General features: G+C 72.6%; 21 protein-coding genes. 11 read left to right on the top strand and 10 right to left on the bottom strand.

Going from position 1 to position 25,108, the window contains the following annotated elements:
- Positions 1-119: 119 nt before the first annotated feature.
- Complete coding sequence (locus tag ACYU7L_RS19810; protein ID WP_460800293.1) at positions 120-1,730, bottom strand: AMP-binding protein; 1,611 nt, start codon at positions 1,728-1,730, stop codon at positions 120-122.
- Between the two features lie 134 nt (positions 1,731-1,864).
- Here ACYU7L_RS19810 and ACYU7L_RS19805 point away from each other — a divergent pair, with 134 nt between their 5' ends.
- Entirely contained in the window at positions 1,865-3,139 is a 1,275-nt protein-coding gene (locus ACYU7L_RS19805; RefSeq protein WP_460800292.1) for a metallophosphoesterase family protein, read from the top strand.
- Between the two features lie 69 nt (positions 3,140-3,208).
- On the opposite strand, the gene ACYU7L_RS19800 is transcribed toward ACYU7L_RS19805, so the two are convergent.
- From ACYU7L_RS19800 to ACYU7L_RS19790, 3 genes are read right to left on the bottom strand one after another with little or no spacing between them, the layout of a single operon-like run.
- Positions 3,209-4,384 (bottom strand): RDD family protein, encoded by a 1,176-nt coding sequence (locus ACYU7L_RS19800; RefSeq protein WP_460800291.1) that lies wholly within the window; start codon positions 4,382-4,384, stop codon positions 3,209-3,211.
- Positions 4,385-4,406: 22 nt separating this feature from the next.
- Complete coding sequence (locus tag ACYU7L_RS19795) at positions 4,407-5,744, bottom strand: FHA domain-containing protein (RefSeq protein ID WP_460800290.1); 1,338 nt, start codon at positions 5,742-5,744, stop codon at positions 4,407-4,409.
- The gene (locus ACYU7L_RS19790) at positions 5,741-6,565 is read right to left on the bottom strand and encodes a PP2C family protein-serine/threonine phosphatase (protein WP_460800289.1); all 825 of its coding nucleotides are present in this window, start codon (positions 6,563-6,565) and stop codon (positions 5,741-5,743) included. Before ACYU7L_RS19790 ends, ACYU7L_RS19795 begins: the two co-directional genes overlap by 4 nt.
- A gap of 63 nt (positions 6,566-6,628) precedes the next feature.
- On the opposite strand from ACYU7L_RS19790, the gene ACYU7L_RS19785 reads away from it, so the two are divergent.
- From ACYU7L_RS19785 to ACYU7L_RS19765, 5 genes are all read left to right on the top strand, one after another.
- Positions 6,629-8,956 carry a helicase-associated domain-containing protein gene (locus tag ACYU7L_RS19785; protein ID WP_460800288.1) on the top strand — a complete coding sequence of 776 codons (2,328 nt, stop codon included), beginning with the start codon at positions 6,629-6,631 and terminating at the stop codon, positions 8,954-8,956.
- A 21-nt stretch (positions 8,957-8,977) separates the two neighbouring features.
- Entirely contained in the window at positions 8,978-9,520 is a 543-nt protein-coding gene (locus ACYU7L_RS19780; RefSeq protein ID WP_460800287.1) for a CGNR zinc finger domain-containing protein, read from the top strand.
- On the top strand, positions 9,517-11,160 hold the full coding sequence (locus ACYU7L_RS19775) for a DNA repair helicase XPB (protein ID WP_460800286.1): 1,644 nt from the start codon (positions 9,517-9,519) through the stop codon (positions 11,158-11,160). Before ACYU7L_RS19780 ends, ACYU7L_RS19775 begins: the two co-directional genes overlap by 4 nt.
- Entirely contained in the window at positions 11,157-12,356 is a 1,200-nt protein-coding gene (serA, locus tag ACYU7L_RS19770; RefSeq protein WP_460800285.1) for a phosphoglycerate dehydrogenase, read from the top strand. The genes ACYU7L_RS19775 and serA overlap by 4 nt, the downstream gene beginning before the upstream one ends.
- 236 nt (positions 12,357-12,592) lie before the next feature.
- Positions 12,593-13,762 (top strand): RtcB family protein, encoded by a 1,170-nt coding sequence (locus tag ACYU7L_RS19765; protein WP_460800284.1) that lies wholly within the window; start codon positions 12,593-12,595, stop codon positions 13,760-13,762.
- Between the two features lie 3 nt (positions 13,763-13,765).
- Here ACYU7L_RS19765 and ACYU7L_RS19760 read toward each other — a convergent pair whose 3' ends face one another.
- Positions 13,766-14,464: a hypothetical protein gene (locus ACYU7L_RS19760; RefSeq protein ID WP_460800283.1), complete on the bottom strand. Its 699-nt coding sequence runs from the start codon at positions 14,462-14,464 to the stop codon at positions 13,766-13,768.
- Between the two features lie 126 nt (positions 14,465-14,590).
- On the opposite strand from ACYU7L_RS19760, the gene ACYU7L_RS19755 reads away from it, so the two are divergent.
- From ACYU7L_RS19755 to ACYU7L_RS19740, 4 genes are all read left to right on the top strand, one after another.
- Positions 14,591-15,274, top strand: coding sequence for a TetR/AcrR family transcriptional regulator (locus ACYU7L_RS19755; protein WP_460800282.1), 684 nt, complete (start codon positions 14,591-14,593; stop codon positions 15,272-15,274).
- Between the two features lie 30 nt (positions 15,275-15,304).
- A complete protein-coding gene (locus ACYU7L_RS19750; RefSeq protein WP_460800281.1) occupies positions 15,305-16,234 on the top strand; it encodes an oxygenase MpaB family protein in 930 nt (309 codons plus the stop codon).
- Between the two features lie 135 nt (positions 16,235-16,369).
- Positions 16,370-17,746, top strand: coding sequence for an MSCRAMM family protein (locus ACYU7L_RS19745; protein ID WP_460800280.1), 1,377 nt, complete (start codon positions 16,370-16,372; stop codon positions 17,744-17,746).
- A gap of 23 nt (positions 17,747-17,769) precedes the next feature.
- Complete coding sequence (locus ACYU7L_RS19740; RefSeq protein WP_460800279.1) at positions 17,770-18,393, top strand: HD domain-containing protein; 624 nt, start codon at positions 17,770-17,772, stop codon at positions 18,391-18,393.
- 94 nt (positions 18,394-18,487) lie between these two features.
- On the opposite strand, the gene ACYU7L_RS19735 is transcribed toward ACYU7L_RS19740, so the two are convergent.
- Together ACYU7L_RS19735 and ACYU7L_RS19730 are read right to left on the bottom strand one after the other, a co-directional pair.
- Entirely contained in the window at positions 18,488-19,684 is a 1,197-nt protein-coding gene (locus ACYU7L_RS19735) for a DUF4031 domain-containing protein (RefSeq protein ID WP_460800278.1), read from the bottom strand.
- Positions 19,681-20,394 (bottom strand): copper homeostasis protein CutC, encoded by a 714-nt coding sequence (locus tag ACYU7L_RS19730; protein WP_460800277.1) that lies wholly within the window; start codon positions 20,392-20,394, stop codon positions 19,681-19,683. The genes ACYU7L_RS19735 and ACYU7L_RS19730 overlap by 4 nt, the downstream gene beginning before the upstream one ends.
- 88 nt (positions 20,395-20,482) lie before the next feature.
- On the opposite strand from ACYU7L_RS19730, the gene ACYU7L_RS19725 reads away from it, so the two are divergent.
- The gene (locus ACYU7L_RS19725; RefSeq protein ID WP_460800276.1) at positions 20,483-20,836 is read left to right on the top strand and encodes a hypothetical protein; all 354 of its coding nucleotides are present in this window, start codon (positions 20,483-20,485) and stop codon (positions 20,834-20,836) included.
- Here the strand turns inward: ACYU7L_RS19725 and ACYU7L_RS19720 are convergent.
- The 3 genes from ACYU7L_RS19720 to ACYU7L_RS19710 all read right to left on the bottom strand — a co-directional run bounded on the left by ACYU7L_RS19720 (position 20,820) and on the right by ACYU7L_RS19710 (position 25,042).
- Positions 20,820-21,554 (bottom strand): GntR family transcriptional regulator, encoded by a 735-nt coding sequence (locus ACYU7L_RS19720; protein ID WP_460800275.1) that lies wholly within the window; start codon positions 21,552-21,554, stop codon positions 20,820-20,822. The two genes, ACYU7L_RS19725 and ACYU7L_RS19720, sit on opposite strands and share 17 nt — an antisense overlap.
- A 105-nt stretch (positions 21,555-21,659) precedes the next feature.
- Positions 21,660-24,203 carry an ABC transporter permease gene (locus tag ACYU7L_RS19715; protein WP_460800274.1) on the bottom strand — a complete coding sequence of 848 codons (2,544 nt, stop codon included), beginning with the start codon at positions 24,201-24,203 and terminating at the stop codon, positions 21,660-21,662.
- A 2-nt stretch (positions 24,204-24,205) separates the two neighbouring features.
- Entirely contained in the window at positions 24,206-25,042 is an 837-nt protein-coding gene (locus ACYU7L_RS19710) for an ABC transporter ATP-binding protein (protein ID WP_460800273.1), read from the bottom strand.
- Positions 25,043-25,108: the final 66 nt, after the last annotated feature.

Genomic DNA, 25,108 nt, shown 5'->3' with positions numbered 1-25,108 from the left:
CCGTCAGAAGATCCTGGTGACCCGGCGCAAGATCCGCGCCATCCGGCGCAAGATGCCGCGCGAGCCGTCGATGGTGCCGCGACACGCCGCCAAAGAAGTCGAGCGAGTGACGGGTCGGCTCAGAGGCCCAGTGTGCGCGTCGACTCCTCCCGCATCGCCACCTTGCGGATCTTGCCGGTGACGGTCATCGGGAACTCCTCCACGAACAGCACATAGCGCGGGATCTTGTAGTGCGCCAGCCGGTCGCGGGCGAAGTCGCGGACCTGCTCGGCGTCGAGGCTGGCACCGGCTCGCAGCCGGACCCAGGCGCAGAGCTCCTCGCCGTACCGCTGGTCGGGGACGCCGACGACCTGTACGTCCTCGATGTCGGGATGGGCGTAGAAGAACTCCTCGATCTCGCGGGGATAGATGTTCTCGCCGCCGCGGATCACCATGTCCTTGATGCGCCCCACGATGTTGCAGTAGCCGTCCTCACGCATCACCGCGAGGTCGCCGGTGTGCATCCAGCCGTCGGCGTCGATCGCCTCGGCGGTCCTGTCCGGGTCGTTCCAGTAGCCGAGCATCACCGAGTAGCCGCGCGTGCACAGCTCGCCGGTCGCTCCACGCGGCAGGGTGTCCCCCGTCGTCGGGTCGACGATCTTGACCTCCACGTGGGGGTGCACCCGCCCGATCGTCGTCGTACGGCGGTCGAGGTCGTCGTCGGCGCGGGTCTGGCAGCTCACCGGCGAGGTCTCGGTCATGCCGTAGGCGATCGCCACCTCGGCCATGTTCATCTCCTCGATGCAGCGCCGCATCACCTCCACCGGGCAGATCGAACCGGCCATCACGCCGGTGCGCAGGGTGGAGAGGTCGTGCTCGGCGAAGGAAGGGTGACTCTGCATCGCGATGAACATCGTCGGCACGCCGTAGACCGCGGTGCAGCGCTCCGCCGCGACCGTGCGCAGGGTGGCCTCGGGGTCGAAGCCGGGGCCCGGGATCACCATCGTCGCGCCGTGGGTGATGCAGCCGAGGTTGGCCATCACCATCCCGAAGCAGTGATAGAAGGGCACCGGGATGCACAGCCGGTCTTCGGCGGTGAAGCCGATCAGCTCGGTGGTGAAGAACCCGTTGTTGAGGATGTTGCGGTGCGAGAGGGTGGCGCCCTTGGGGTTGCCGGTCGTGCCGGAGGTGTACTGGATGTTGATCGCGTCGCCGGGGCTCAGCGTCGCCATCCGGTCCGCGACGGCCCCGGCCGGCAGGTCCGCGCCCTGCGCCACCAGCTCGGCCCAGTCATCGGTGTCCACGAGCACGACTCGCTCGAGATCGGGGCAGTCCTCGCGGACCTGGGCCACCATCGCGGCGTAGTCACTGGTCTTGAAGCTGCTCGCGCTGAGCAGGAGCCGCAGCCCGCTCTGCCGCAGCGCGTAGGCCAGCTCGTGGGAGCGGTAGGCGGGATTGATGTTGACCAGGATCGCGCCGATCTTGGCCGTCGCCACCTGCACGATCGTCCACTCCGCGCAGTTGGGGGCCCAGATGCCGACCCGGTCCCCCGCCTCGATCCCCGCCGCCATCAGGCCACGGGCCAGCGCGTCGACGTCTCGGTCGAGCTCGGTCCAGGTCCAGCGCCGGCCGGTCACCATCTCGACCAGGGCCTCCCGTTCGCCGTGCGACGCGACGGTGCGCGCGAAGCTGTCACCGATCGTCTCCTCCAGCAGCGGCGGGCTGGTCTCACCGAGGGCGTAGGACTCCATGCCTGCACCCTAGTGACGCGAGTCACCCGGAGCAGCACGGGTGTCCGAGCAACTACTGGAAGCATGACTGCGCGCTAGGCTGCGGAGGTTGCGACGAGGGGGATGAGATGCACACGTTGGAGCACCGCAGACGGATGACCAGGCTCGCTGTGAGCCTCGTGGTCACCGCGCTGACGACCGTGCTGGCAACCGTGCCGTCGACCGTGCTGGGCACGGCCTCGACGATGGCCCACGCACCGGTCGCCTCCTCCCTGCCGACCCCTGACCCGGGGTCCCCCTCTCCCCGGGGCTACTCCTTCGTCGCCGCACCGGACTTCCTCAACCAGGACGTCGGCGACGTGCGGGGTCTCCCGGGCTGGGACCCCGGCGAGCCCACCTCGTGGACCCCCGAGCTCGAGGCGAGCATGGACGTCTTCCTCGACGAGATCGCCGCCACCGACCCGCGCTCGGTGCTGGTCACCGGGGACCTGGTCGGCGGCCACTGGGGCAAGGACACGGCGGGCACCGGGATCTTCGGCGACGTCAGCACCCCCCGCGGCCAGGTTCAGGCTCTGCGTCGGGCCGGCGACTTCTACCACTCCCAGTGGGCTGGGCGATTCCGCAGCCGTGGCCTCACCGTGCACGCGGCGGTCGGCGACCACGAGCTCGGCGACAACCCGTGGGCCGGCCGGAGCCGAGCGGCGCGGTTCAAGCGCGAGCAGATGGCGACGTTCAAGCAGCTGTTCGCGCGCCACCACACGATGACCCCGACCGGACGCAGCCGCTACGCCGACCGCCCGGTCAAGACGCCCTGGGCGGACACTGCCTACGCCGTGCGGCTGAGCCCGGAGGTGCTGTTGGTCACCGTCGACGTCTTCAACCGCACGGCGGACGACGTGCGCGCCGAGGTCGTCGGAGGCCAGCTGAGCTGGCTGCGGAACACCCTGCGCGCCGCCCGTGCCCGAGGGGTCGAGTGGATCCTGGTCCAGGGGCACACCCCCGTCGCCACTCCGGTGCGCACGCGATCCTCGTCGAGCCTGATCCTCGAGCGAGGCACCCGCTCCCCGATGTGGCGCGTCATGCGCAAGTACGGCGTCGACCTCTACCTCGCCGGCGAGGTCCACGACACCACCCTCGTCCAGCGCGACGGCATCACCCAGATCTCCACCGGTGGGCTCCTCTACGCCGGCACCGCGTCGTACCTCGGGGTGAACGTGCACCGCAATCGGCTGACCCTCGACCTTCGGGAGTTCAGCGCGCACCACCTCGGCGGGCCCAAGCTGTGGGAGACCAGCGGCTTCCGCACCCGCGGGGACGTGGTCTACGAGCCCGGCAGTCATTCGGCGGGCCGCGTGACGCTGACGCGCGACGGGCGGGCGCTCCACAGCACCGGCAAGCTCATCCCCTACCGGACCTCACGCGCGCGCTGACGCCGGGCTGATCTGGGCTGACCTGGGGCCGATCTGGGGCCGATGCCGGGCTTGATCTGGGGCTGGAAGCTAGCGCTCGAGCGCGACCTGCATCTCCCGATCGCCGAACCGCACCACGTCGCCGTCCAGCAGCGTTGCCGGCTTCCCGGCCGTGAGGTCGCGGGTCACCCCCTGGCGGCGCAGCAGCGAGCCGTTGGTCGAGCCCCGGTCCATCACCACGAGCACACCCTCGCTCGACAGGTGGAACTGGGCGTGTGTCTTCGACAGGGACATGTCCTGCGAGGGCAGCGGCACGAGGTGACGGACCTGCTCACCGGTGCGGCCCTCGGGTCGCCGGCCGACCAGCCCGAGCCCCTCGACCACGAACGTGGTGCCGGTGTCGAAGCTGACGCGCCAGCGGGCACCCGCCACCGGTGAGCCGGGCCGCAGGACCGTGCGATCGACGGCCGGCTGGGAGGGGGTCTGGGAGGGGGCCTGGGCCTGGGGCTGGGGTTGGGCTGCCGCCGGAGGCTGGAACGGCGGGGCAGGGGCAGGCGGGGCCTGGGCAGGTGGGGGCGGTTGGAACGGCGGCGCCTGGGCCGGAGGGGGCTGGAACGCCGGGGGCTGGAAGGGCGGCGCGGCCTCGTGCGGACGGACCTCCTCGGCGACTGGAGCCGGTGCGGCGGGGGCCGGCACCGCGGCGGGCGCGGGCGCCGGTGCGGCCGGCACCAGGCGCATCGCGGTGAGGTTGACGACGTGCCGCGGTCCGCGGTCCTGCTCCTGGGCCACCTCGGGCGGGGGCGGGCGCACGTCCACCACGACGGAGTGGGCGAGCCGATCGTGCAGCCCGCGCCGCTGGCGACCCGGGTCCATCAGCGCGGTCCAGGCCAACGTGGCCACACCGAGCCCGAACGTCGGCAGCATCGCGCCGCCCAGGACCAGGCCACGCAGCAGGGCGCGGCCCACGCCGATCGGCGTTCCGGTGCCGTGGTGGACGACGCGCAGGCCGAGCAGGGCCTTGCCGGGCGAGGCTCCGGTGAGGCCGAGCACGACCGCGAAGAGGAGACTCACCAGCAGCACGGCCCCGACCATGGCGCCGACCCCGAGCCAGAGACGGTCGCGGTCGATGAGGAAGGACCAGGCAGCCCAGCCCGCTCCGGCGTACGCCGACCAGGCCAGCAGCCGGTCGACCCCGAAGGCGTAGAAGCGGCGGTCGAGGCCCGCGGGCGGAAACGTCGGTGCGGGGTCGGGTGTCGGCGTTCTCATCGGTTGCTGGGACGGGCAGCGGTCATGGGCCGGTGACCTGGATCGTCACGCTGTCGCCGAGGTCGAGCACGGCGCCCGGGATGAGCTGCACCGCGACGCCCGGGTGCAGGTCCTCCGGGGGGAGGCCGGGCTGGACGAGCACGGTGCCGTTGGTCGACCCCATGTCGGTGACGATGGCGGTGCCGTGGTCCGCGCCCGAGCCCGGCCGGATCTCCAAGTGGGTGGAGGAGATCTCCTTCTGCGGGCTGCGGACGGTGACGAGTCGCGGCTGCTCGGTCGAGGTGAAGCGACGCGCCTCGGGGGCGCGGCCGATCAGGATCACCCGGTCCACGTCGATGGTGTCCCCGCTCGAGATCACCAGTCGGGCGACCGGTCGCGCCACGACGCTCGGCGCCGGCGGCTGGCCGGGGATGCCGGGGTGGTGGCGGACGAACTGGTCGGGCTCCCAGCTCCCCGCCCGGGTCATGCCGTCATGGTCGGCGTCGCCTGACGGGGCTCCACTCCCCTCCGCGGGTGCCACGGCACCAGGAGGACCGGGGAACGGGGTGGGCGCCCACTGCGGCTCGGGCCACGCAGGCGGCGTCGACGCCTCGGAAGCCGCCGGCGGCGAGCCGAAAGGTGGGGCGAACGGCGCAGCGGGCGCGGCCGGCGGCCCGGGAGGGGGCTCGTAGGCTGCCGGCGCCTCGGGATTCACCGAACGCTGCTCGTCGGGGAGGGTCTGGATCGGCTCCGTCATCAGGGGGTCGTCCGCCGCGGCCTGCACCTCGGGCTCGGCCGCCATCTCGACCTCAGGCTCGACCTCAGGTTCGACCTCAGGCTCGACCTCGACCTCTACCTCGACCTCTACCTCGTCCTTGGGCTCGGCCCCGGACTCGACCGCAAGCTCGGCACCAGACTCCGCCCCGGCGGGCTCACGCAGTCCCCCCAGACGCACCAGGCCGGCGTCGACGCGGAGGTCCATCGTCGTGTCACCCTCCTCGAGCACGACGGTGAGGGCGGTGCCCTCGGGGAGCGTCTGCTCGACCCACGCCACGCTCCCGGATCCCTCGATCTGGACGGGATCGCCGTCGGAGAGCGCACTCACCCGGGCGTCCCCGCGCAGCAGCACCCGCAGCCCGTCCGGGGTGCGACCCCAGAGCACGAACGCCGGCAGCTCACGCAGACCGGCGACCAGCAGGGCGTCGAGGACCTCGTCGAACGACGCCCCGTCGTCGGCGAGCTGCCACAGCCCCGCCACCCGGTGGCGCTGGGACGGCGGCAGCAGCACGCTGGTCCGCTCGCCGAGGACGCCGAACCAGCTTCCCGGCCGATAGGCACGCACGATGCGCGCCTCGCGGTCGTCACGCAGGTCGTGGCTCACGGCAGTGCCCCCAGCTTCTGCTCCAGACTCTCGCGCAGCTGCTCGGAGTCATAGGTGTCGTCGGTCCGGGCCAATCCCACCACATCCACGACGACGGCGGTGGCGTTGTCCTTGCCCCCCGCCTCCACCGCCGCCGCCACGGTCTGGTCGGCGGCGTCGCGCGGGTCCGAGACGCCCGCGAGGATCTCCTCCATCCGGGCGTGATCGAGCATGCCGCTGACGCCGTCGGAGACCAGCACCAGGCGCTCCGCTGCCGAGAGCGGGAGCAGGAAGTAGTCGGCCTCGTCGAGGTCCGGTCCCCCCAGCGCCCGGGTCACGACATGGCGCTCGGGATGCACGGCGGCGTCGGCCTCGGTGATCACCCCGGCGTCGACCAGCTCCTGGACCAGCGAGTGGTCGACGCTCACCTGCTCCAGCCGCTGGTCGACGACGCGATAGACCCGGGAGTCGCCCAGGTTGGCGAGCAGCCACTTGGGCCCCTCCTCGTCCTCGACGAGCAGCGCGATCACCGCCGTCGTGCCGGCATACCACTGGGAGTCGCCGCCCGCGCGCTGGCTCGCGCCGTACGCATGGATCTCCTCCTGGCAGGCCCGCAGCGTCTCGGCGACGGCCTCCGTCCCACGTCGGGAGTCGTAGCCCTCGTCGGCGAGCCGCGCGAACTGCTCGACCACGATCCGGCTGGCGACGTCGCCACCGGCGTGCCCGCCCATCCCGTCGGCCACGACGAAGACCGGCGGGGCCGCTATAAAGGAGTCCTCGTTGACCTCGCGCACGCGCCCCACGTCCGTGGCGGAGCCGTGGTGCAGGTCGACGCGGCTCACGCCGGCCCCCGAACGGGAGTACGGCGTGCGCCGGCCACCCGGGGGAGCAGTAGCGTGGGCGAGATGGCCAGATCCGAGCGCAGGCAGGGCTCCGCCGACGACGCGAGCGCGGACGCCCCTGCCCGGACCCTCGCCGACCAGCTCCGAGGCTGGCCGGACGACCGTCTTGCCCGGCTCCTGCGCGAACGTGCCGATCTCGCCACTCCTGCTCCCCACGACTCCGCACAACTGGCGTCCAGGGCCGCCACCCGTTCTTCTCTGACACGAGCACTCGACCAGCTGACCCGGCTCGAACTCTCCGTTCTTGATGCCCAGGTGATCCACGGTCAAACCACCCGGGCGGCACTGGTCGCGAGCGTCCACGCCGACCCGCGCTCCGTCGAGACCGCCCTCGACCACCTGCTCGACCTGGCGCTGGTCTGGTCGTCGACCAGCGGCCTGCGCCCGCTCTCGGGGGTCGCCGAGGCGCTCGGCGGCCCGGGCGCCCCCGGCGTGAGCGGCCTGCGCCAGGTCTCTGCGGAGCCAGCGGACGCCGAGACCGTGCGGCAGCGGATCGATGCCCTCTCCCCCGCGGCCCGCGCGCTGCTCGAGCACGTCACCGACAGCGGGGGCGAGGGCACGACCGGCGCCGCCCGCACCACGGTCCTGCCCGAGGACGCCGCCACCCCGGTCGAGGAGCTGCTGTCGCGGCGGCTGCTCGTGCCCCGCGACGCCGGGGTGATGCAGGTGCCGGGCGAGGTGGGCCTGGCCCTGCGCGGCGGGCACACCACCCGCCATCGCGTCGACGAGGTGCCGCCGCTGCTGACCTCCGCCCGCGGCGAGCGGCTCGTCGACCGCACCGCGGCCGGCGCCGCGTTCGAGGCGGTGCGCCGCGTCGAGCTGCTGCTCGACCACTGGGGGACGCACCCGCCGGGCGTGCTGCGCGGCGGCGGACTCGGCGTACGCGACCTCAAGGCGACCGCCGCCGACCTGCACGTCGACGAGCCCACCGCCGCCCTGCTCATCGAGGTGGCCGCGGCCGCGGGACTGCTCGGCTCCGGGATGGATGCCCAGGGCACGCCGTCGTGGCTGCCGACCGACGCCTTTGACGCGTGGGCCCAGAAGCCGACCGCCGCCCGCTGGCTCGCGCTGGCCACGACCTGGTTGGCGAGCACCCGCACCTCGGCGCTGGTCGGCACGCGGGACCAGGCCGGCAAGACGTGGAACGCGCTGGCGCCCGAGCTGTCGAGCCCGCTCCTGCCCGAGACCCGGCGGATGGCCCTCGAGGTGCTGGCCGAGCTGCCCGCGGGCGAGACGCTGGCAGCCGGCACCGGCACGCCCTCGCTGGTGCACCGCTTGTCCTGGCTGCGCCCGCGCCGCCCACGCCTGCGCGCCGACATGGTCGCGTGGAGCGTCGACGAGGCCGCGCTGCTCGGCCTCACCGGCCTCGGCGGGGTCCCGGCCCACACCCGGCTCCTGCTCACGGGCGACCAGGAGGGGGCGGCCGCGGCCCTCGACGGACTGCTCCCCCAGCCCGTCGACCACGTGCTCCTGCAGGCGGACCTCACCGCCGTGGCCCCCGGCCCGCTCGAGTCCGGGCTGGCCCGCCGGCTCCAGCTCGTCGCCGACATCGAGTCGCGCGGCGGCGCGACCGTCTATCGCTTTACCCCCGGCTCGGTACGACGCGCGATGGACGCCGGCTGGTCCGCCGCGGAGGTGCACGACTTCATCGGCTCGGTGTCGCGGACCCCGGTCCCGCAGCCGCTGAGCTATCTCGTCGACGACACCGCCCGCACGTTCGGCACCATCCGGGTCGGCCAGGCCGAGGCGTTCCTGCGCGCCGACGACGAGTCCGCGCTCACCGAGCTGCTGCACCACCCGAAGGCCGACAGCCTGGGGCTGCGCCGGATCGCGCCGACCGTGCTGGTCAGCGACACCCCGCTCGACGTGCTCCTCCCCCGGCTGCGCGAGCTCGGCGCCGCCCCGGTCGTGGAGGCCCCCGACGGGACCGTCCGGGTGGCCCGACGGGACCTGCTGCGCGCCCGCACCCCGCGCGACGCCCGCAGCGACGCGCGCACCCAGGCGATGGCCGCGGCCCGCGAGGGCGCCCACCTGACGGCCGTGATCACCGCGGTGCGCGCCGGCGACCGCGCGGGCGCCAACCGGCCCGGCAGCACGATGTCGGCGTCCACGCCGAGCGGTGCTCTGTCGGCGCTGCGCGAGGCCGTCGAGGCGCGGGCGACGGTCTGGATCGGCTACCTCGACAACCACGGCACCTCCACCGAGCGGGTCGTGGACCCCCTCCGGGTCGAGGGCGGCCAGCTCACGGCGTACGACCACCGCTCCGACGACACCCGGACCTTCGCGGTGCACCGCATCTCGGGAGTGCGCAGTGTGACCGAGCCGGCGTGAGTCGCCCCGTAGAATCAGGGGGTGGACTTCATCGCCTACGCCGAGGGTTCGGCGAGCCTGCTCAACGCAGAGCTCGCCGACGTCGGCGCGCTCACGGCGCACCTCGCCGACCGTGAGTGGCTGCTGGAGCGGGTGACCGACAAGGACCCGGTGACGCTGCGCCGCTTCCAGCGTGAGCTGCGGCCGGTCTTCGAGGCCTCCGGGGCGGGCGACACCCACACCGTCGTGGAGGGGATCAACACGCTGCTGGAGCGCTACCCGCTCACCCCGCGGATCTCCGACCACGACTCGCGCCTGCACCTGCACGTGGCCCACCGCAACGCCGGCGTCGCCGAGCTGCTGATCTCCGAGTCGCTGCTCGGGCTGGCCACGCTGGTCTGCGACCTCGGACCGAGCCGGCTCGGGGTGTGCAGCGCCTCGCCGTGCACCCAGGTCTACGTCGACACCTCCCCCAACCGCTCGCGTCGCTACTGCTCGGACCGGTGCTCCTCGCGGGCCAACGTCGCCGCCTACCGCGCCCGGCAGAAGGCGCTGTCCCCGGACGTCGCCGGGGCCCGCGGATGAACGACGGCCCCCTGATCGTCCAGTCCGACAAGACCCTGCTCCTCGAGATCGACCACGAGCAGGCGCAGGACTGCCGCAAGGCGATCGCGCCCTTCGCCGAGCTCGAGCGCTCGCCGGAGCACATCCACACCTACCGGCTCACCCCGCTGGGGCTGTGGAACGCCCGCGCCGCCGGCCACGACGCCGAGCAGGTCGTCGACACGCTGCTGACCTACTCGCGCTACGCGGTGCCGCACGCGCTGCTCGTGGACGTCGCCGAGACGATGGCGCGCTACGGGCGACTGCGCCTCGAGAAGCACCCGGTGCACGGACTCGTGCTCTCCTCCTCCGACCGCCCGGTGCTGGAGGAGGTGCTGCGTGCCAAGAAGGTCAAGGGCATGCTCGGCGAGCGTCTCGGCGACGACTCTGTGGTCGTGCACGCCTCCGAGCGCGGCAACCTCAAGCAGGCCCTGCTCAAGCTGGGCTGGCCGGCGGAGGACTATGCCGGCTACGTCGACGGCGAGGCGCACGCGATCTCTCTGGTCGAGGACGGCTGGGCGCTGCGCGACTACCAGCGCGACGCGGCCGACTCCTTCTGGCACGGCGGCTCGGGGGTCGTCGTACTCCCCTGCGGCGCGGGCAAGACCATCGTCGGCGCGTCCGCGATGGCGCACGCCCAGGCCACCACGCTGATCCTGGTCACCAACACCGTCTCCGCGCGCCAGTGGAAGGACGAGCTGGTCAAGCGGACCTCGCTCACCGAGGACGAGATCGGCGAGTACAGCGGCGCGGTCAAGGAGATCCGGCCCGTCACCATCGCGACGTACCAGGTGCTCACGACGCGCCGCAAGGGCGTCTACCCGCACCTCGAGCTGCTCGACGCCCGCGACTGGGGCCTGATCGTGTACGACGAGGTGCACCTGCTGCCCGCCCCGATCTTCCGGATGAGCGCCGACCTGCAGGCGCGGCGCCGGATCGGGCTGACCGCGACGCTGGTGCGCGAGGACGGGCGCGAGGGCGACGTGTTCTCGCTGATCGGGCCCAAGCGCTATGACGCGCCGTGGAAGGACATCGAGGCCCAGGGCTGGATCGCGCCCGCGGACTGCGTCGAGGTCCGGGTGACGCTGCCCGAGTCCGAGAGGCTGGTCTATGCGACCGCCGAGCCCGAGGAGCGCTACCGGCTCGCCTCGTGCACCTCGCGCAAGACCCGGGTGGTGCGCGACCTCGTGGAGCAGCACGCCGGACAGCCGACGTTGGTGATCGGGCAGTACATCGACCAGCTCGACGAGCTCGCCGCCGAGCTCAACGCTCCGCTGATCAAGGGCGAGACGACCGTCAAGGAGCGCCAGCGGCTCTTCCAGGCCTTCCGCACCGGCGAGATCGGGCTGCTCGTGGTCTCCAAGGTCGCCAACTTCTCGATCGACCTGCCCTCCGCGGAGGTGGCCATCCAGGTGTCGGGGTCCTTCGGCTCCCGCCAGGAGGAGGCCCAGCGCCTCGGCCGCCTGCTGCGCCCCAAGTCCGACGGCCGGGGGGCGCGGTTCTACACCGTCGTCTCGCGTGACACCGTGGACGCAGAGTTTGCCCAGAATCGCCAGCGTTTCCTGGCCGAACAGGGATACGCCTACCGGATCGTCGACGCGGAGGACCTGCCCACCCCATGAAAGCCCTGCTGCTGGAGAACATCCACCCGTCCGCCGTCGCCCGGCTGGAGGACGCCGGCTTCGAGGTCGACCTCCGCAAGGCGGCGATGTCGGAGGAGGAGCTCATCCACTCCCTCCCCGGCGTGGCGCTGCTCGGCGTGCGCTCCAACACCAACGTGACCGCCCACGTGCTCGAGAGCAGCCCCGACCTGGTGGCGGTCGGCGCGTTCTGCATCGGCACCAACCAGATCGACCTGGTCGCGGCGGCCGACCGATCGGTGGCCTGCTTCAACGCTCCGCACTCCAACACCCGCAGCGTCGTGGAGCTCGTGATCGGCGAGATCATCTCGCTGGCCCGCCGCCTGGTCGAGAAGACCATGCGGATGCACGACGGGATCTGGGACAAGTCCGCGGCCGGCAGCCACGAGATCCGCGGGCGCACGCTCGGCATCGTCGGCTACGGCAACATCGGCTCGCAGCTGTCGGTGGTCGCCGAGGCGCTGGGCCTGCGGGTCGTCTTCTATGACATCGCCGACCGCCTCGCCCACGGCAACGCCCGCCGGATGGGCTCGCTCGACGAGCTGCTCGCCGAGGCCGACGTCGTGTCACTGCACGTCGACGGGCGCCCCGGCAACGCCGGCATGTTCGGCGCCGAGCACTTCGACAAGATGAAGCCGCGCGCGCTGTTCATCAACGCCTCGCGCGGGATGGTCGTCGACACCGAGGCGCTGCGCGAGCGGATCCTGTCGGGTCACATCGCCGGCGCCGCCCTCGACGTCTTCCCGGTCGAGCCGAAGGCCCAGGGCGACACGTTCCAGTCGCCCCTGCGCGGCCTCGACAACGTGATCCTGACCCCGCACGTCGGGGGCTCCACCCAGGAGGCCCAGGAGGGCATCGGGCACTTCGTGGCCGGCAAGCTCGCGTCGTACGTCCATGACGGGAGCACGGAGCTCTCGGTGAACTTCCCCGAGGTCACCGCGCCCCGGGCGCCGGGCACCTACCGGATCGCGCACCTGCACGACAACGTCCCCGGCGTGATCGCGGAGATCAACCACATCCTCGCCGAGGAGGAGGAGAACGTCTGCGCCCAGTCCCTGGCCACCCGCGGCCAGCAGGGCTACGTCATCACCGACGTCTCCGCCCCCCTGGGTGCCGCCGCCCTCGAGCGCCTGCACGCCATCCCCCACACCAGGCGCATCAGAGACCTCCCGGCGTAACCCCACACCCGAGTCGGCGCATCTTCACCGCCGAGTCGGCGCATCTTCACCGCCGAGTCGGCGCATCTTCACCGCCGAGTCGGCGTGCATTCACGCCGACTCAGCGGGCGTACGGCGCGCGTTCGCGCCGACTCGGCGGAGGCAGGTGGTATTCCGGGTGCGCAAGCGGTATTGCTCCTTCTAGCGTCACTGCTCGCGTCGCCCGCCGGCGACGCGGAGAAGCAGAGGAGGGGACGATGGAGAAGATCACCGACAGGCTCATCAGCTGGGCGTCGATCCTCGAGCCGGGCACGCGCGCCCAGGCGATGACGACGTCGACGATGCCGTTCATCCACCCGCACCTGGCGCTGATGCCGGACGCCCACCTGGGACTCGGCGCCACGGTGGGGTCGGTGATCCCGACCCGCGGCGCGATCATGCCGGCGGCGGTGGGCGTCGACATCGGCTGCGGGATGATCGCGGTGCGCACCCAGTTCGACGTCGACGAGCTGCCGTCCGACCGGCGTGCGCTGCGTGAGTCGATCGAGCGCGCGATCCCGCTGTCGGCGGGGGCGGCCAACCGGACGGTCAGCCGCGACCACACCCGCGAGCGGCTCGCCGTACTCACCCGGGAGGCGGAGGAGGCCGGCTTCGACCCGGCGAGCTACGCCGCCCGCTGGGAGCTGCAGCTGGGCACGCTCGGGTCGGGCAACCACTTCATCGAGGTCACCGTCGACGAGCAGCACCGGGTCTGGCTGTTCCTGCACTCCGGCTCGCGCGGCGTCGGCAACAAAATCGCTCAGCGCCACATCGCCGTCGCGCGCAAGCTGGCCGAGCGCGACGGGCTCGACCTGCCCGACCGCGACCTCGCGCCGCTCACCGAGGGCACCGTGGAGTTCGACCGCTACATCCGCGAGATGCAGTGGGCACAGCACTACGCGCTGCTCAACCGCGAGGAGATGATGGACCGCGTGGTGCGCCAGGTCGCCGAGTGGACCGGTCGCGAGGTCGAGCGGCGCGAGGAGATCAACTGCCACCACAACTACACCGAGCGCGAGCGCCACTTCGGGGAGGACGTGTGGCTCTCCCGCAAGGGCGCGATCGACGCCTCCGTCGGCCGACCCGGGCTGATCCCCGGCTCGATGGGCACCGCGTCGTACGTCGTGGTGGGCCGGGGCGACGAGCTGGCGCTGCGCTCGGCGCCGCACGGGGCGGGGCGCAACTTCTCCCGGACCAGGGCCCGCAAGACCTTCACCCGCGAGCAGCTGCGCGAGGCGATGACCGGCATCGAGTACCGCGACACCGATGCGTTCATCGACGAGATCCCCCAGGCCTACAGGGACATCGACCAGGTCATGGCGGACGCGCACGACCTGGTCGAGATCCGCCACACCCTGCGCCAGATCGTCAACGTCAAGGGCGACTGAGGCTCACGCGCGGCGCACCGCGGCGGGCTCGGCGTGGACGGCATCCCCCGAGCGAGGGCTGCCGGCCTCGTCGAGCCGACGCTCTCCCCGCATCGCCGCCGCCCCGATCAGCACCAGACCGGCGCCCAGCACCGCCCCGTGGAGGATCCGCCCCGCGGGCGCGACGAAGAACTGCGGCAGGTACGTCGCGAGGCCGAGGCCGGCGAGCAGTCCGCCCCAACGTGCCGTCGTCCCGGCCGCCCAGAGCCCCGTGGCCAGCTTGCCGCCGACGAGAGCGAGCGCCCCGAGACCGAGCAGCAGCGTCGCCATCTCGAAGGGCGCATAGCGGAAGGAGTCCGCGACCTCGAGCACCGCGGGGTCGCCGGTGTCGAGGGCGTGGCGACCGAGCGCCCCCAGGCCGTAGGCCTCCGCCCCGTAGTAGGGCAGCAGCAGGACCGCGGCGAGCCACGCCCGGGACTCCGCCTCCCGCAGCGGCCTCCCGCCCCACGCCCAGGGGTGCGACTGCACGGCACCGCGCAGGGCGAAGGCGATCAGCATGAAGCCGATCATCCCGAGGGCGTGCGACGTCAGCCACGCCGTCGAGGCCAGGTCGGCGGCTCCCTCGGCGCCCGTCTCGGGCCCGTAGGGGCGCAGCGCGGGGTAGGCCGCCAGTGCCAGCCCGGCCAGGACGAAGCCGCTGCCGATCAACAAGTTCTTCCTCATGTTCCCTCCTCCTTCCAATGAGAGCACCGCTCTCTGAATACGATAAGCATGCAGACATGTGGAGCGAAATGCAAGAGCACCGCTCTCTTTAGTGAGAGCCGCTCACTATGTGGCAGAGTGGACGACATGCCCAAGGGACCGACTCCGCGCGAGGTCGCGCGTGCCGAGAACATCGCTCGGATCAAGGAGCTGGCGCTCACCCAGCTGGCCGAGTCCGGCGCGACGTCGCTCTCCCTGCGTGCGATCGCCCGCGAGCTCAACCTCGTGTCGAGCGCGATCTACCGCTACTACGCCAGCCGCGACGAGCTGATCACCGCGCTGATCGTCGACGCCTACGACGACCTCGGGGAGCACCTGGAGGCGGCCTCCTCCCCGTCCGGCCGGGCCACGCAGCGCAGGACTCGCCGCCGCTGGCACGACGTGTGCCACGCCCTGCGCGACTGGGCGGTGGCCCAGCCCCACCGGTTCTCGCTGATCTACGGCTCCGCGATCCCGGGCTACGCCGCCCCGGCCGACACGATCGCGCCCGCCGGTCGGGTCCTCCTCGCCCTTGCCGGCCCCGCGGTGCTGGGCGCTCCGCCCGCGGCCGGGACGATCCCCCGGACCCTGCGCACCCAGCTGCACCGGATGGACGACGCCCTCGACCTGCAGGCCTCGCCGGAGACCCTGCTGCTGCTGACCGCGGCCTTCGCCCGGCTGATCGGGGTCCTCACGCTCGAGCTCAACGGCCACCTGGTCGGGGGGTTCGAGCCGGCCGACGCTCTGTTTGCCACGCTCGTCGAGCGCGAGGCGGACGCCCTCGGCCTCTGAGGCGCTTGCGTCGCCGGTCACCATGGAGGCATGGCCCTTCCCGTCCCCTCCGTCGTGCCCTCCGTCGTGCGCGACGCCCGTGTCCGTCTCGGCGAGGCGCTCTTCCTGCGCGTCGCGGGACCGGACGGACCGGCCAACCGCCAGCGCATCCACGGGACCCCCGGCCCCCGCTGGTTCGCGCCGGACAGCCCCATCGGTCGCGTCCACGGTGACGCCTCGATGTTCGTCGGCGGCCTGCGCGCGCTGATGCTCCAGTCCCTGCACCCGGTCGCGATGACGGCGGTCTCGGAGCACTCCGGCTTCCGCGGTGACATGTGGGGCCGGCTCGCCCGGACGAGCACGTTCCTGGCCACGACGACGTTCGCGGCCGCCGACGACGCCCAGGCGGCGGTCGACCTGGTCAAGCGGATCCACGACAAGATCACCGGCACGATGCCCGACGGCACGCCCTACATCGCCTCCGACCCGCACCTGCTCATGTGGGTGCACGTCGCCGAGATCGACAGCTTCCTGCGCGCCCACCAGAGGTACGGCGCCCGGCCGCTCGACCAGGCCGGCCGCGACGACTACGTCGCCCAGACGGCGCTGGTGGCCGAGAAGCTGGGCGTGGTCGACGCCCCCCGCAGCGAGGCGGAGCTCGCCGACGTCCTCGCGTCGTACCGTCCCGAGCTCGCCGGCACCGACCACGCGCGCGAGGCCCTCGACCTGCTGCTGCGCCACCCCCCGCTGCCGCTGCCGGCGCGCGGGCCCTACCGGATGCTGGTCGCCGCCGCGGTGGAGATGATGCCGCCCGGGACTCACGAGCCGCTGGGGCTGCCGCGAATCCCCCTCGCCGAGCAGCAGGTCTCGCGCGCGCTCGGAGCTGCGGCCACCGTCACGATCCGGTGGGCGCTGACCCCGCCCAGCCCGCCCGGCGGCCAGCCGGCGCACCCGGTCGTGCGCTCCTCCACCCGACCTTGAGCCAATCCTTGGCTGATCTTGAGCCAAGCTGGTCCAAAACCCGGGGATCGACTGCCTAGGCTGATCGACGTCGCCCACCTGTGGCTCTCGCCGCAGCGTCAGACCGGTGCGGCAGACAGCTACGGAGCCCTCGTCATGTCCTCACGACTGCGTCACAGCCTCACCGCCCTGGTGGCGATGCTCGGCCTGCTCGCCTCCGTCCTGATCTTCGTCTCCACCACGTCGTCGGCCCAGGCCGAGGCGGCCAGCGGGCGCGTGCGCGGTGAGATCATCGCTGCCGGCACGCAGCGGATGGAGGTCCGCTGGTTCACCCCCGACTGGCGCTTCCTCGGCAAGCGTCGCGTCGTCAACGGCGCCTACTCGGTGACCCTGCCTGCGGGGACCTACCGGCTGCAGTTCGTCGACCTCCGGCCGCAGTACGACGTCACGAAGTTCGCACCCGCCGACGCCATGGTCACCGTGCATCCCGGGCGCACCGTGCAGCGCAGTGTCCGGATGCGGCGCGGCGCGGCCATCACCGGCACCGTCTGGACCGGCGGCCAGCGTGGGCGCAACGCCCGGGTCGTGGCCGCCAACACCTTCCAGCAGTCCTACGAGGTGCGCGCCAACAGCCGGGGCGAGTTCGCCATCGGCGGTCTGCCCGCGAGCAGCTACTCGGTCTTCACCTACGACGCCAAGAAGCAGTGGGCGGGCAAGAGCGCCTGGGTCCCTCGCCTCAAGGCCGGCAAGGCCAAGCACATCGCGATCCGGCTCTCCAGCCGCGCGGGCCGGTTGCTCATCGACCTCTACGGTGCCGACCAGCGCCCGCTGCCCACCACCTGGGTCACCGCGGTGAACAAGAAGACCGGTCAGTTCTACGTCGCCAAGGCGGCACGCGGCACGGTCACCTTCGCGGGGCTCTCCGCCGGGCCCTACCGCATCAGCGTGCCGAATGTCGGCAGCTTCTTCGGACGCACCGGCGACGTCGGCACCGTGCGTGCCGGCCGGGTCCGCTTCGCCGACTTCGTGCTCACCCGACAGGGGGGCCGGATGACCGGGGTCGTCGTCGACGGCAGCAACGGCACCTCGCCGATGGATCGCGCCGTCCTCAAGCTGTACGACGTGACGGGGGCGCTGGTCGCCCAGACCGAGACCGACAGCTCGGGTCGCTTCACGCTCGGCGGGCTGTTGACCACCGCCTCGGGGATGACGCTGGTGGTGCAGTCGAGCCAGTACACCTCCGACTACGGGCAGTTGAAGATGGCGGGGCTGTCGATCACCACCGGCGAGGTCCGCGGCCTGGGCACGCTCAAGCTGCCCCGGATCGTCCGGCCCACGCCGACCTCGACGCCGACGCCCACCCCGACGCCCACGCCCACGCCCACGCCCACGCCCACGGTCACCGTGACCGTCACCCCCACCCCCAAGCCGACCGCCCCCACGGTGACGGTCACCGTCCCGCCCACTCCCACCCCCACGCCGACCTCCCCCACCGTGACGGTCACTGTCACCGCCGCGCCCGGAGCCCGCTGAGCCGACTCTGGTTGGATGCTGAGGTGTCCATCGACGGCGAGCGACTGCACGAGACCTGGCCGCTGCCAGCTGCCGGTCCGCTGCGCGACGCCCTGCTCGCGTCGTACTCCGATCCCGCGCGCGGCTATCACGACCTCCGCCACCTGACCGAGGTCCTGGACCGCGTGGAGGAGCTGGCCGAGGCGGGCGAGCTCTTCGACCTGCCGGTGGTGCTGCTGGCCGCGTGGTTCCACGACGCAGTGTACGACGCGCGGCCCGGCCCCGAGGAGCGCTCGGCGCGGTGGGCGACGGAGTCCCTGAGCGCGCTGGGACTGCCCGCCGACCTGGTCGACGAGGTCGCACGCCTGGTCCGGGTGACCGAGAGGCACCGACCCGAGCCGAACGATGCCGCGGCCTGCGCGCTCACCGACGCCGACCTGGCCATCCTGGCTGCCCCCGCCGAGCGCTATGCGGAGTATGCCGCCGATGTCCGCCGGGAGTACGCCGCCGTCCCCGACGACGACTTCCGGGCCGGTCGCGCGGCGGTGCTCGCCGACCTACTCGCCAAGCCGACGCTGTTCCACACGGCGTACGCCCGCGAGCGCTGGGAGCAGCCGGCGCGGGACAACGTCAGCCGCGAGATCTCGCGGCTGACCCGCCACGCCTGACCCCGCGAGCTCCTGCTCCCCGTCGCCGACCCGTCACAGGCTCCGCGACACGCCGCGGAAATGGTCGAGGGAGTGACGGGTCGGCGACGGGGAGTCAGCGCAGGGGTGGGGTGGGTGGCCGCCAGGTGAGGGTGCCTGACTCGGCATCGAGGGTGGCTGCGGCGCCCAGCGGGACTGCCAGGTTGGGGGCGCCGTGGCCGACGGGCACGTCGTAGACCAGGGGGACGCCCAGGGGGCCGAGGCGGGCGGCGAGCAGCTCGCGCACCTCGTGCGGTGGTCCGCAGTCGGTGAACGTGCCGCAGACGACGCCGCGCACCCCGTCGAACCAGCCCGAGCGCAGCAGCTGGGTGAGGGCCCGGTCGAGGCGGTAGGGGCGCTCCCCCACGTCCTCGAGCAGGGCGATCGCCCCGGCTGCGGGCTGCACGTGCGGGGTGCCGACGGAGCCGGCGAGGACCGCGACGTTGCCGCCGACCAGCACCCCCTCGGCTTGACCTCCGCCTCCCGGGACACCGCGCAGCTCGACGGCCGCACCGTCCAGCACGAGCGACGCGACCGCGTCCCGGGTGGCGTCCTCCCCCGGGCCACCACGGTCACCGAGCCCCGCGACACCGGGCCCGTGCACGCTCACCAGACCCAGCCGAGCAGCGACCGCCTGGTGCAGCGCGGTGGCGTCGGAGAAGCCCACGAGCAGCCGCGGCCCGGCCTGCGCCAGCCGGTCCCAGTCCAGGAGGTCGAGCACCCGGTGCGTCCCGAAGCCGCCGCGGGCGCACCACACCGCGCGCACCTCCGCGTCCACCCACGCCTCGACCAACGCCTCCGCGCGTTCCTCGTCGCTGCCGGCGAGCCAGCCGAGACTGCCCGGCCGCCGGGTGAGGTCGCGGACCTCCAGCCCCCACCCGCGCAGCACGTCGATGCCCGCTGCCAGACGGCTCGGGTCGACGCCCCCGGCCGGCGTCACCACCGCCACCTGGTCCCCCGGCGCGAGCCGCGGTGGCCGGACGAGGGGTGAGCCGAGACCGCGCGGGCCCAGCACGTCGCCCTTGCGCCGGCGCAGCCCGGCCCGCACCAGCCGGTCGATCAGCTCTCGCGAGGTCACCGGCCGCGCACCCGCCTCCACCACCCGGTCGTACCACTCCGCGGGCACGTCGTAGTGGTCGCGGTCGAAGCCGCGCGCAGGGATCCCCAGTCCCCGGGCGAACGCGTGCAGCTCGTCGTACGACGCGTCGCTGGCCAGGTGCGACCAGAGCCGTCCGTGACCGGCGGCGTTCGGCGGGTCGATCAGCACGCTCATCCGCGAGCGCGCTCCACGGCGTCGTCGACCAGCAGCCGCCAGGACCGCACCAGCGCGGCGTCGACGTGGACCTTCTCGCTGCCGCTCGGCCGGGCCTGCGTGTCGAGGTGGAACTGGCGCACGCCGGCGCGCGCCAGCCACGGGACGTGCTCGGCCTGCAGGCCCGCCCCGGGCATCAGCAGCGCCGCGACGGCCGGGTCTGAGCCCGCGGTGTCGAGCAGGTCGTCATAGCCGGTGGCGACCCCGCTCGGCGATCCAGCCGAGCACACCGCCGTCAGCGCCGGCAGCTCGAGCAGCCGGCGCCACGAGCGGCGCGGGTCGAGCACCGCGTCGATCGCCTGGTGGAAGGTCCAGGGCACGCCGGGCAGCGCGTCGACCACCCGCCGGCACACCTGGACGTCGATCTCGAGGTCGGCGTCGAGGAAGCCCAGCACGACCCCCTCGGCGCCCCGGCCGAGGTAGTCCTCGGCCAGCCCCACCAGCCGGTTGATCTCGCCCCCGGTCGTGGTCCACGAGTCGTTGAGCCGCAGCTGCACCCGCACCGGCAGGTCGCTCTCCCGGCACACCGCGAGGGCTGTGTCGAGCTCGGGCGAGAAGCCACCCAGCTCGGTGCGCGCGGTCAGGTGCAGCCGGTCGGCGCCGCCCTCCTGGGCACCTGCCACGTCGCGCGGGTGCAGGACGGTCACCTCGAGCAGCCCCACGTCGGTCATGGCTCGAACTTTAGGCCGAACAGCGGCGTCGCCGATGCAACCGGCGGCCCGGACGGGCCCGACTTTTCCTGGTCATGACAATGGACCCATGGACGACGTCGTGCTGCTCGAGTCGCGCGCCCGGGTCCTCGCCGACCTCGAGGCCCGCCAGATGGCGACCCCTGGGGCCGTCTCCGCGTTGGAGGAGTCGGTCTCGGCGCGGCGGTGGTGGGTGGAGCAGTGGCCCGAGGGTGCGCAGTACGTCGCCGGGCTGGTCGCCCAGGACGTCCAGGACGCGCTCTTCGAGACCGCCGGCCGCTGGCCGGTGTGCGACGCGTGCGGGGACCGGCCGGTGCACCCGCTCTACATCCACCCCGAGCTCGGGGGCCCCGACCCGGTGTGGGTGTGCGAGGAGAGCGGGACGGCCGTGGCCGAGCTGGGGCTGCTCAGCCCTCGTCGCTGAACTGGACGTACATCGTGTAGCGGTCGGCGCGGTAGACCGAGCGGGAGACCTCCACGACCTTGTCGCCGGAGACCGCGCGCCGGGCGACGCGCAGCACGGCTGCGCCGGGCGCGATCTCGAGCGACGCCGCCTCCTCGGGACCGGCGACGTCGGCGGAGATGGAGTCCTCCGACCAGGTGGGCCGCAGCCCGCGCGCGGTCAGCGCGTCGTACAGGCTGGTCGGCATGCCGCTCTGCAGGAAGCCGGGCAGCAGGATCTCGTTGAGGTAGGCGTCCTCGATGCACATCGGGATGCCGTCGGCGCGGCGCAGCCGCTTCCAGTGGATGACGGCGTCGCCGGCCGTGATGTCCAGGGCTCTGGCCACACCGGGGCCGGCCTGCTCGCGACGGGCGAGCAGCGTCTGTGACTCCGCCAGCAGCCCGCGCCGGGTCATCTCCTCGGTATAGCTGGTGAGCCGACCCACGTCGTTGCGCGGCTTGGCCACGAACGTGCCGCGGCCGGGCATCCGCTCGAGCAGCCCCTCGCTCACCAGCGCGTCCATCGCCTGGCGCACCGTCATCCGGGCCACGCCGAAGCGCTGGACCAGCTCACGCTCGGAGGGAGCCGGCGTGCCGGGTGCCGCGCCCTCGACCAGCGAGCGGACGTACTCGCGCACCTGCACGTGCTTCAGCGCAGGGCGGTCTGTCGTGGACTGCTGCGGCGTGGTCGTCTCCGTCACAAGGAGAACTGTAGGCGCGGTCTAGACCCCCTGTCCCCGTATTTGCCGAACTTCGGCGCACATGTAACAAAAGGGACGGCCCCGCCGGTGCAGACATCCGATCGGTCAGTCGGTGGCGATGGCGTCCAGGACGTTGAGCTTGGCCGCCCGGCGGGCCGGCAGCACCGCGGCCAGCACCCCGACCACGACTGCGACCCCCAAGAAGATCAGCAGCTGGCCGGACGGCACCGCGATGACCTCGAGGCCCTCGCTGCGCAGCGAGCTGGTCAGCGCGACCCCGAAGCCGATGCCGAGGAGGACTCCGAGCGTGGCGCCCAGGGTGGCGATGACCACCGACTCGAGCGTGACCATCCGCCGCAGCTGGCGCCGGCTCAGCCCGATCGCCCGCAGCAGCCCGATCTCGTGGGTGCGCTCGATGATGGACAGCGCGAGCGTGTTGACGATGCCGAGCACCGCGATGAGCAGGGCCAACCCCAGGAGCGCGAAGATCATCGTGACCAGCTGGTCGATGGGGTCGCGCTGCTCGGCGGCGAACTCAGCCTGGTCCTTGACGGTCACCATCCGCAGGTCGGAGACGACCTCGTCGATCCCGCCCTGGACCAGGCTCAGGTCCGCACCCGGCTCGGCCTCGATCACCAGCATCCGGTCGTTGTCGGGCACACCGGCGTCGATCAGCGTCTGCTCGGTGGTGACGTAGGGGAAGCCGACCAGCGGGTTCTCCTCGAAGACGCCCACGACCTCGAGCTCGTTCTCGCTGCCGAAGACCTCGTAGGTCACGACGTCGCCCACCTCGACACCGTCGTCGGCGACGCCCTCCGACACGACGACCGTCCCGTCGCGGACGTCTGCGACCTCGCCCTCGATCATCTTCAGGCCCATCACCTGCTCGAGCTGCGCGAGGTCGCCGGCGCTGATGCCCTGCCCGCTGCCATCGATGGAGCCGAAGGCATAGCGCAGCGCGGCGACCGACCCCACCCCGTCGACGTCGGCGATCTGGTCGCCGAGCGCCGAGGAGAACTCCTCGCCGATGGCGTTGCTCACCACGAAGTCGCCGCGGAAGTTCTCGTCGACGATCTGGTCGATGCTCGCCTTCGCCGACGCCCCGACGATCGACATCGTGCCCGCGAGCGCGAGCCCGATCATCAGGGCCGAGGCCGTGGCGGTGGTACGCCGCGGGTTGCGCAGGCTGTTCTGGCCGGCCAGACGGCCGACCGTCCCGAAGACCCGGGTGGAGAGCCAGCTCGCCCCGGCCAGGAACGGATAGCTGATCACCGGGCTGGCACCGGCGACACCGAGCAGGACGGCGAGCATGCCCGCGCCCAGGACCCAGCCGGCGCGCGGGACGTCGCCCAGCAGCGCGGCTGTCATCATCGCCAGCCCCGCAACCACCAGCGCGATGCCTGCGATCAGCCGGCGCCGGATCGAGGTCTCGGGCAGTGCGATGTCGTCGCGCATCGCCTGGACGGGCGCGATCCGGCTGGTGTGCCGGGCCGGCAGCCAGGCGGCGGCCATCGTGACGGCCACGCCCACGACGTACGCCACCACGACCGTGCTGGTCTGGAAGACCAGCGACTGGCCGGCGAACTCGAGTCCGACGAACGTCGAGAAGACCCACTTGAGGAGCATCGCCAGCAGCACGCCGAGCCCGAGGCCGAGCGTGGAGCCGAGCAGACCGAGGATCAGTGCCTCGAGGAGCACCGAGCGCGTGACCTGTCCCTGGGAGGCGCCCAGCGCCCGGAGCAGGGCGAGCTCGCGGCTGCGCTGCGCGACCAGGATCGAGAAGGTGTTGACGATCAGGAAGGCGCCGACGATCAAGGAGATGCCCGCGAAGATCAGCAGGAAGGTGCTGAGGAACGAGATCGCCTCGAGCAGCTGGGAGGCGGACTCGTCGGCCGCCGTGTCGCCGGTGACGGCCTCGACGCCGTCGGGCAGCTCGGCGGCCACGGCGTCGCGCAGCTCCTCCTGGGAGACGCCGTCCTCGGCGGTGACCCAGATGTCGTTGAAGACGTCCTCGCCCTCGTGGAAGAGCTGCTGGGAGGTCGCGGTGTCGAAGATCGTGAGGGTGGCGCCGTTGAGCGAGCCGCCGTCGGCGAAGTCCGCGGTGCCGACGAGCTCCTTGCGCAGCACCGGCTCCGCTCCGACCGTGTTGAGCAGCACCTCGTCACCGATCTCATAACCGGCCTTGTCGGCGGTCAGCACGTCGAGCGCGATCTCGTCGGGCCCGGTCGGCTCCGCCCCGTCGACGATCGTGAGCCCCTCCAGCCCGTGACCGGCCGGGGCGTCGTTCCAGTTGAGCCCCAGACCGGGGGCGCCCTGACCGCCGATGACCTTGTCGTCGGTGCCGATCACGAAGACGCCGTTGGCGGAGACGTTGCCGTCCACACGGGCAGCACCTGGCGTGTCACGCAGGTCCTCGACGAGCTCGGCGGGCAGGGTGCGCGTCGAGGGGCCGGCGCTGATGTCGCCGCCCTCGGGCCGCACCACCACGTCGCCCACGGTGGAGGCGAAGAGCGCCGTGAAGCTGCGCTCGAGGGTGTCGGTGAAGACCAGGGTTCCGGCGACGAAGGCGATGCCGAGGACGATGGCGAAGGTGCTCAGCAGCAGGCGGATCTTGCGGCCGAGGAGGCTCTTGAGGGCGGCTCTCCACATGGTCAGGAGATCCCGTCCGGAGAGCCCTGTGCCACGGCCCCCTGGGCCACGGTCCCCTCGGCGCGCCCGTGGGAGGCGGCGCCAGCCGGGTCGCTCATCTCGGTCATCACCGCGAGCACCTGCTCACGGGTGGGGTTGCGCAGCTCGTCGACGACGTGACCGTCGGCGAGGAAGACGACCCGGTCGGTGTACGCCGCGGCGACGGGGTCGTGGGTCACCATCACGATCGTCTGGCCATAGTCGGTGACGCTGCGCCGCAGCAGCTCGAGGACCTCCGCGCCGGAGCGGGAGTCGAGGTTGCCCGTCGGCTCGTCGGCGAACACGATCCGCGGCCGGGTCACCAGCGCCCGCGCCACGGCAACGCGCTGCTGCTGGCCGCCGGAGAGCTCGTTGGGCTTGTGGTGCAGTCGGTCCGCGAGCCCGACCGTGTTGATCACCTGCTGGTGCCACTCGGCGTCGGGCTTGCGCCCCGCGATCGCCAGCGGCAGCAGGATGTTCTCCCCCGCTGTCAGGGTCGGCACCAGGTTGAACGACTGGAAGACGAACCCGACCTCGTCGCGTCGCAGCCGGGTCAGCGCCTTGTCCTTGAGCCGGCTCAGCTCCTGGTCACCCACGAAGACCGACCCCGAGGTCCCCGTGTCGAGCGCCGCGCAGCAGTGCATCAGCGTCGACTTGCCCGACCCGCTCGGCCCCATCACGGCCGTGAACTCCCCCTCGTAGAGGTCCAGCGTCACGTCGTCGAGGGCCCGCACGAGCGCCTGCCCGGAGCCGTAGGTCTTGGTGAGGTTCTGGACGCGTGCGGCAGTGGTGCGCTCGGAGAGCGCCGGGCTCGAGGTCATGACACCACCATCCCAACCCCGGGGGCCCTACGCCAACAGGGATTCACCCCGGTCCAGCCCTGAGGC

This window comes from Nocardioides pacificus, from assembly GCF_054775955.1.
Note: the sequence above shows the minus strand (reverse complement) of the source record. Positions and strands in the feature narration are given on the sequence as shown.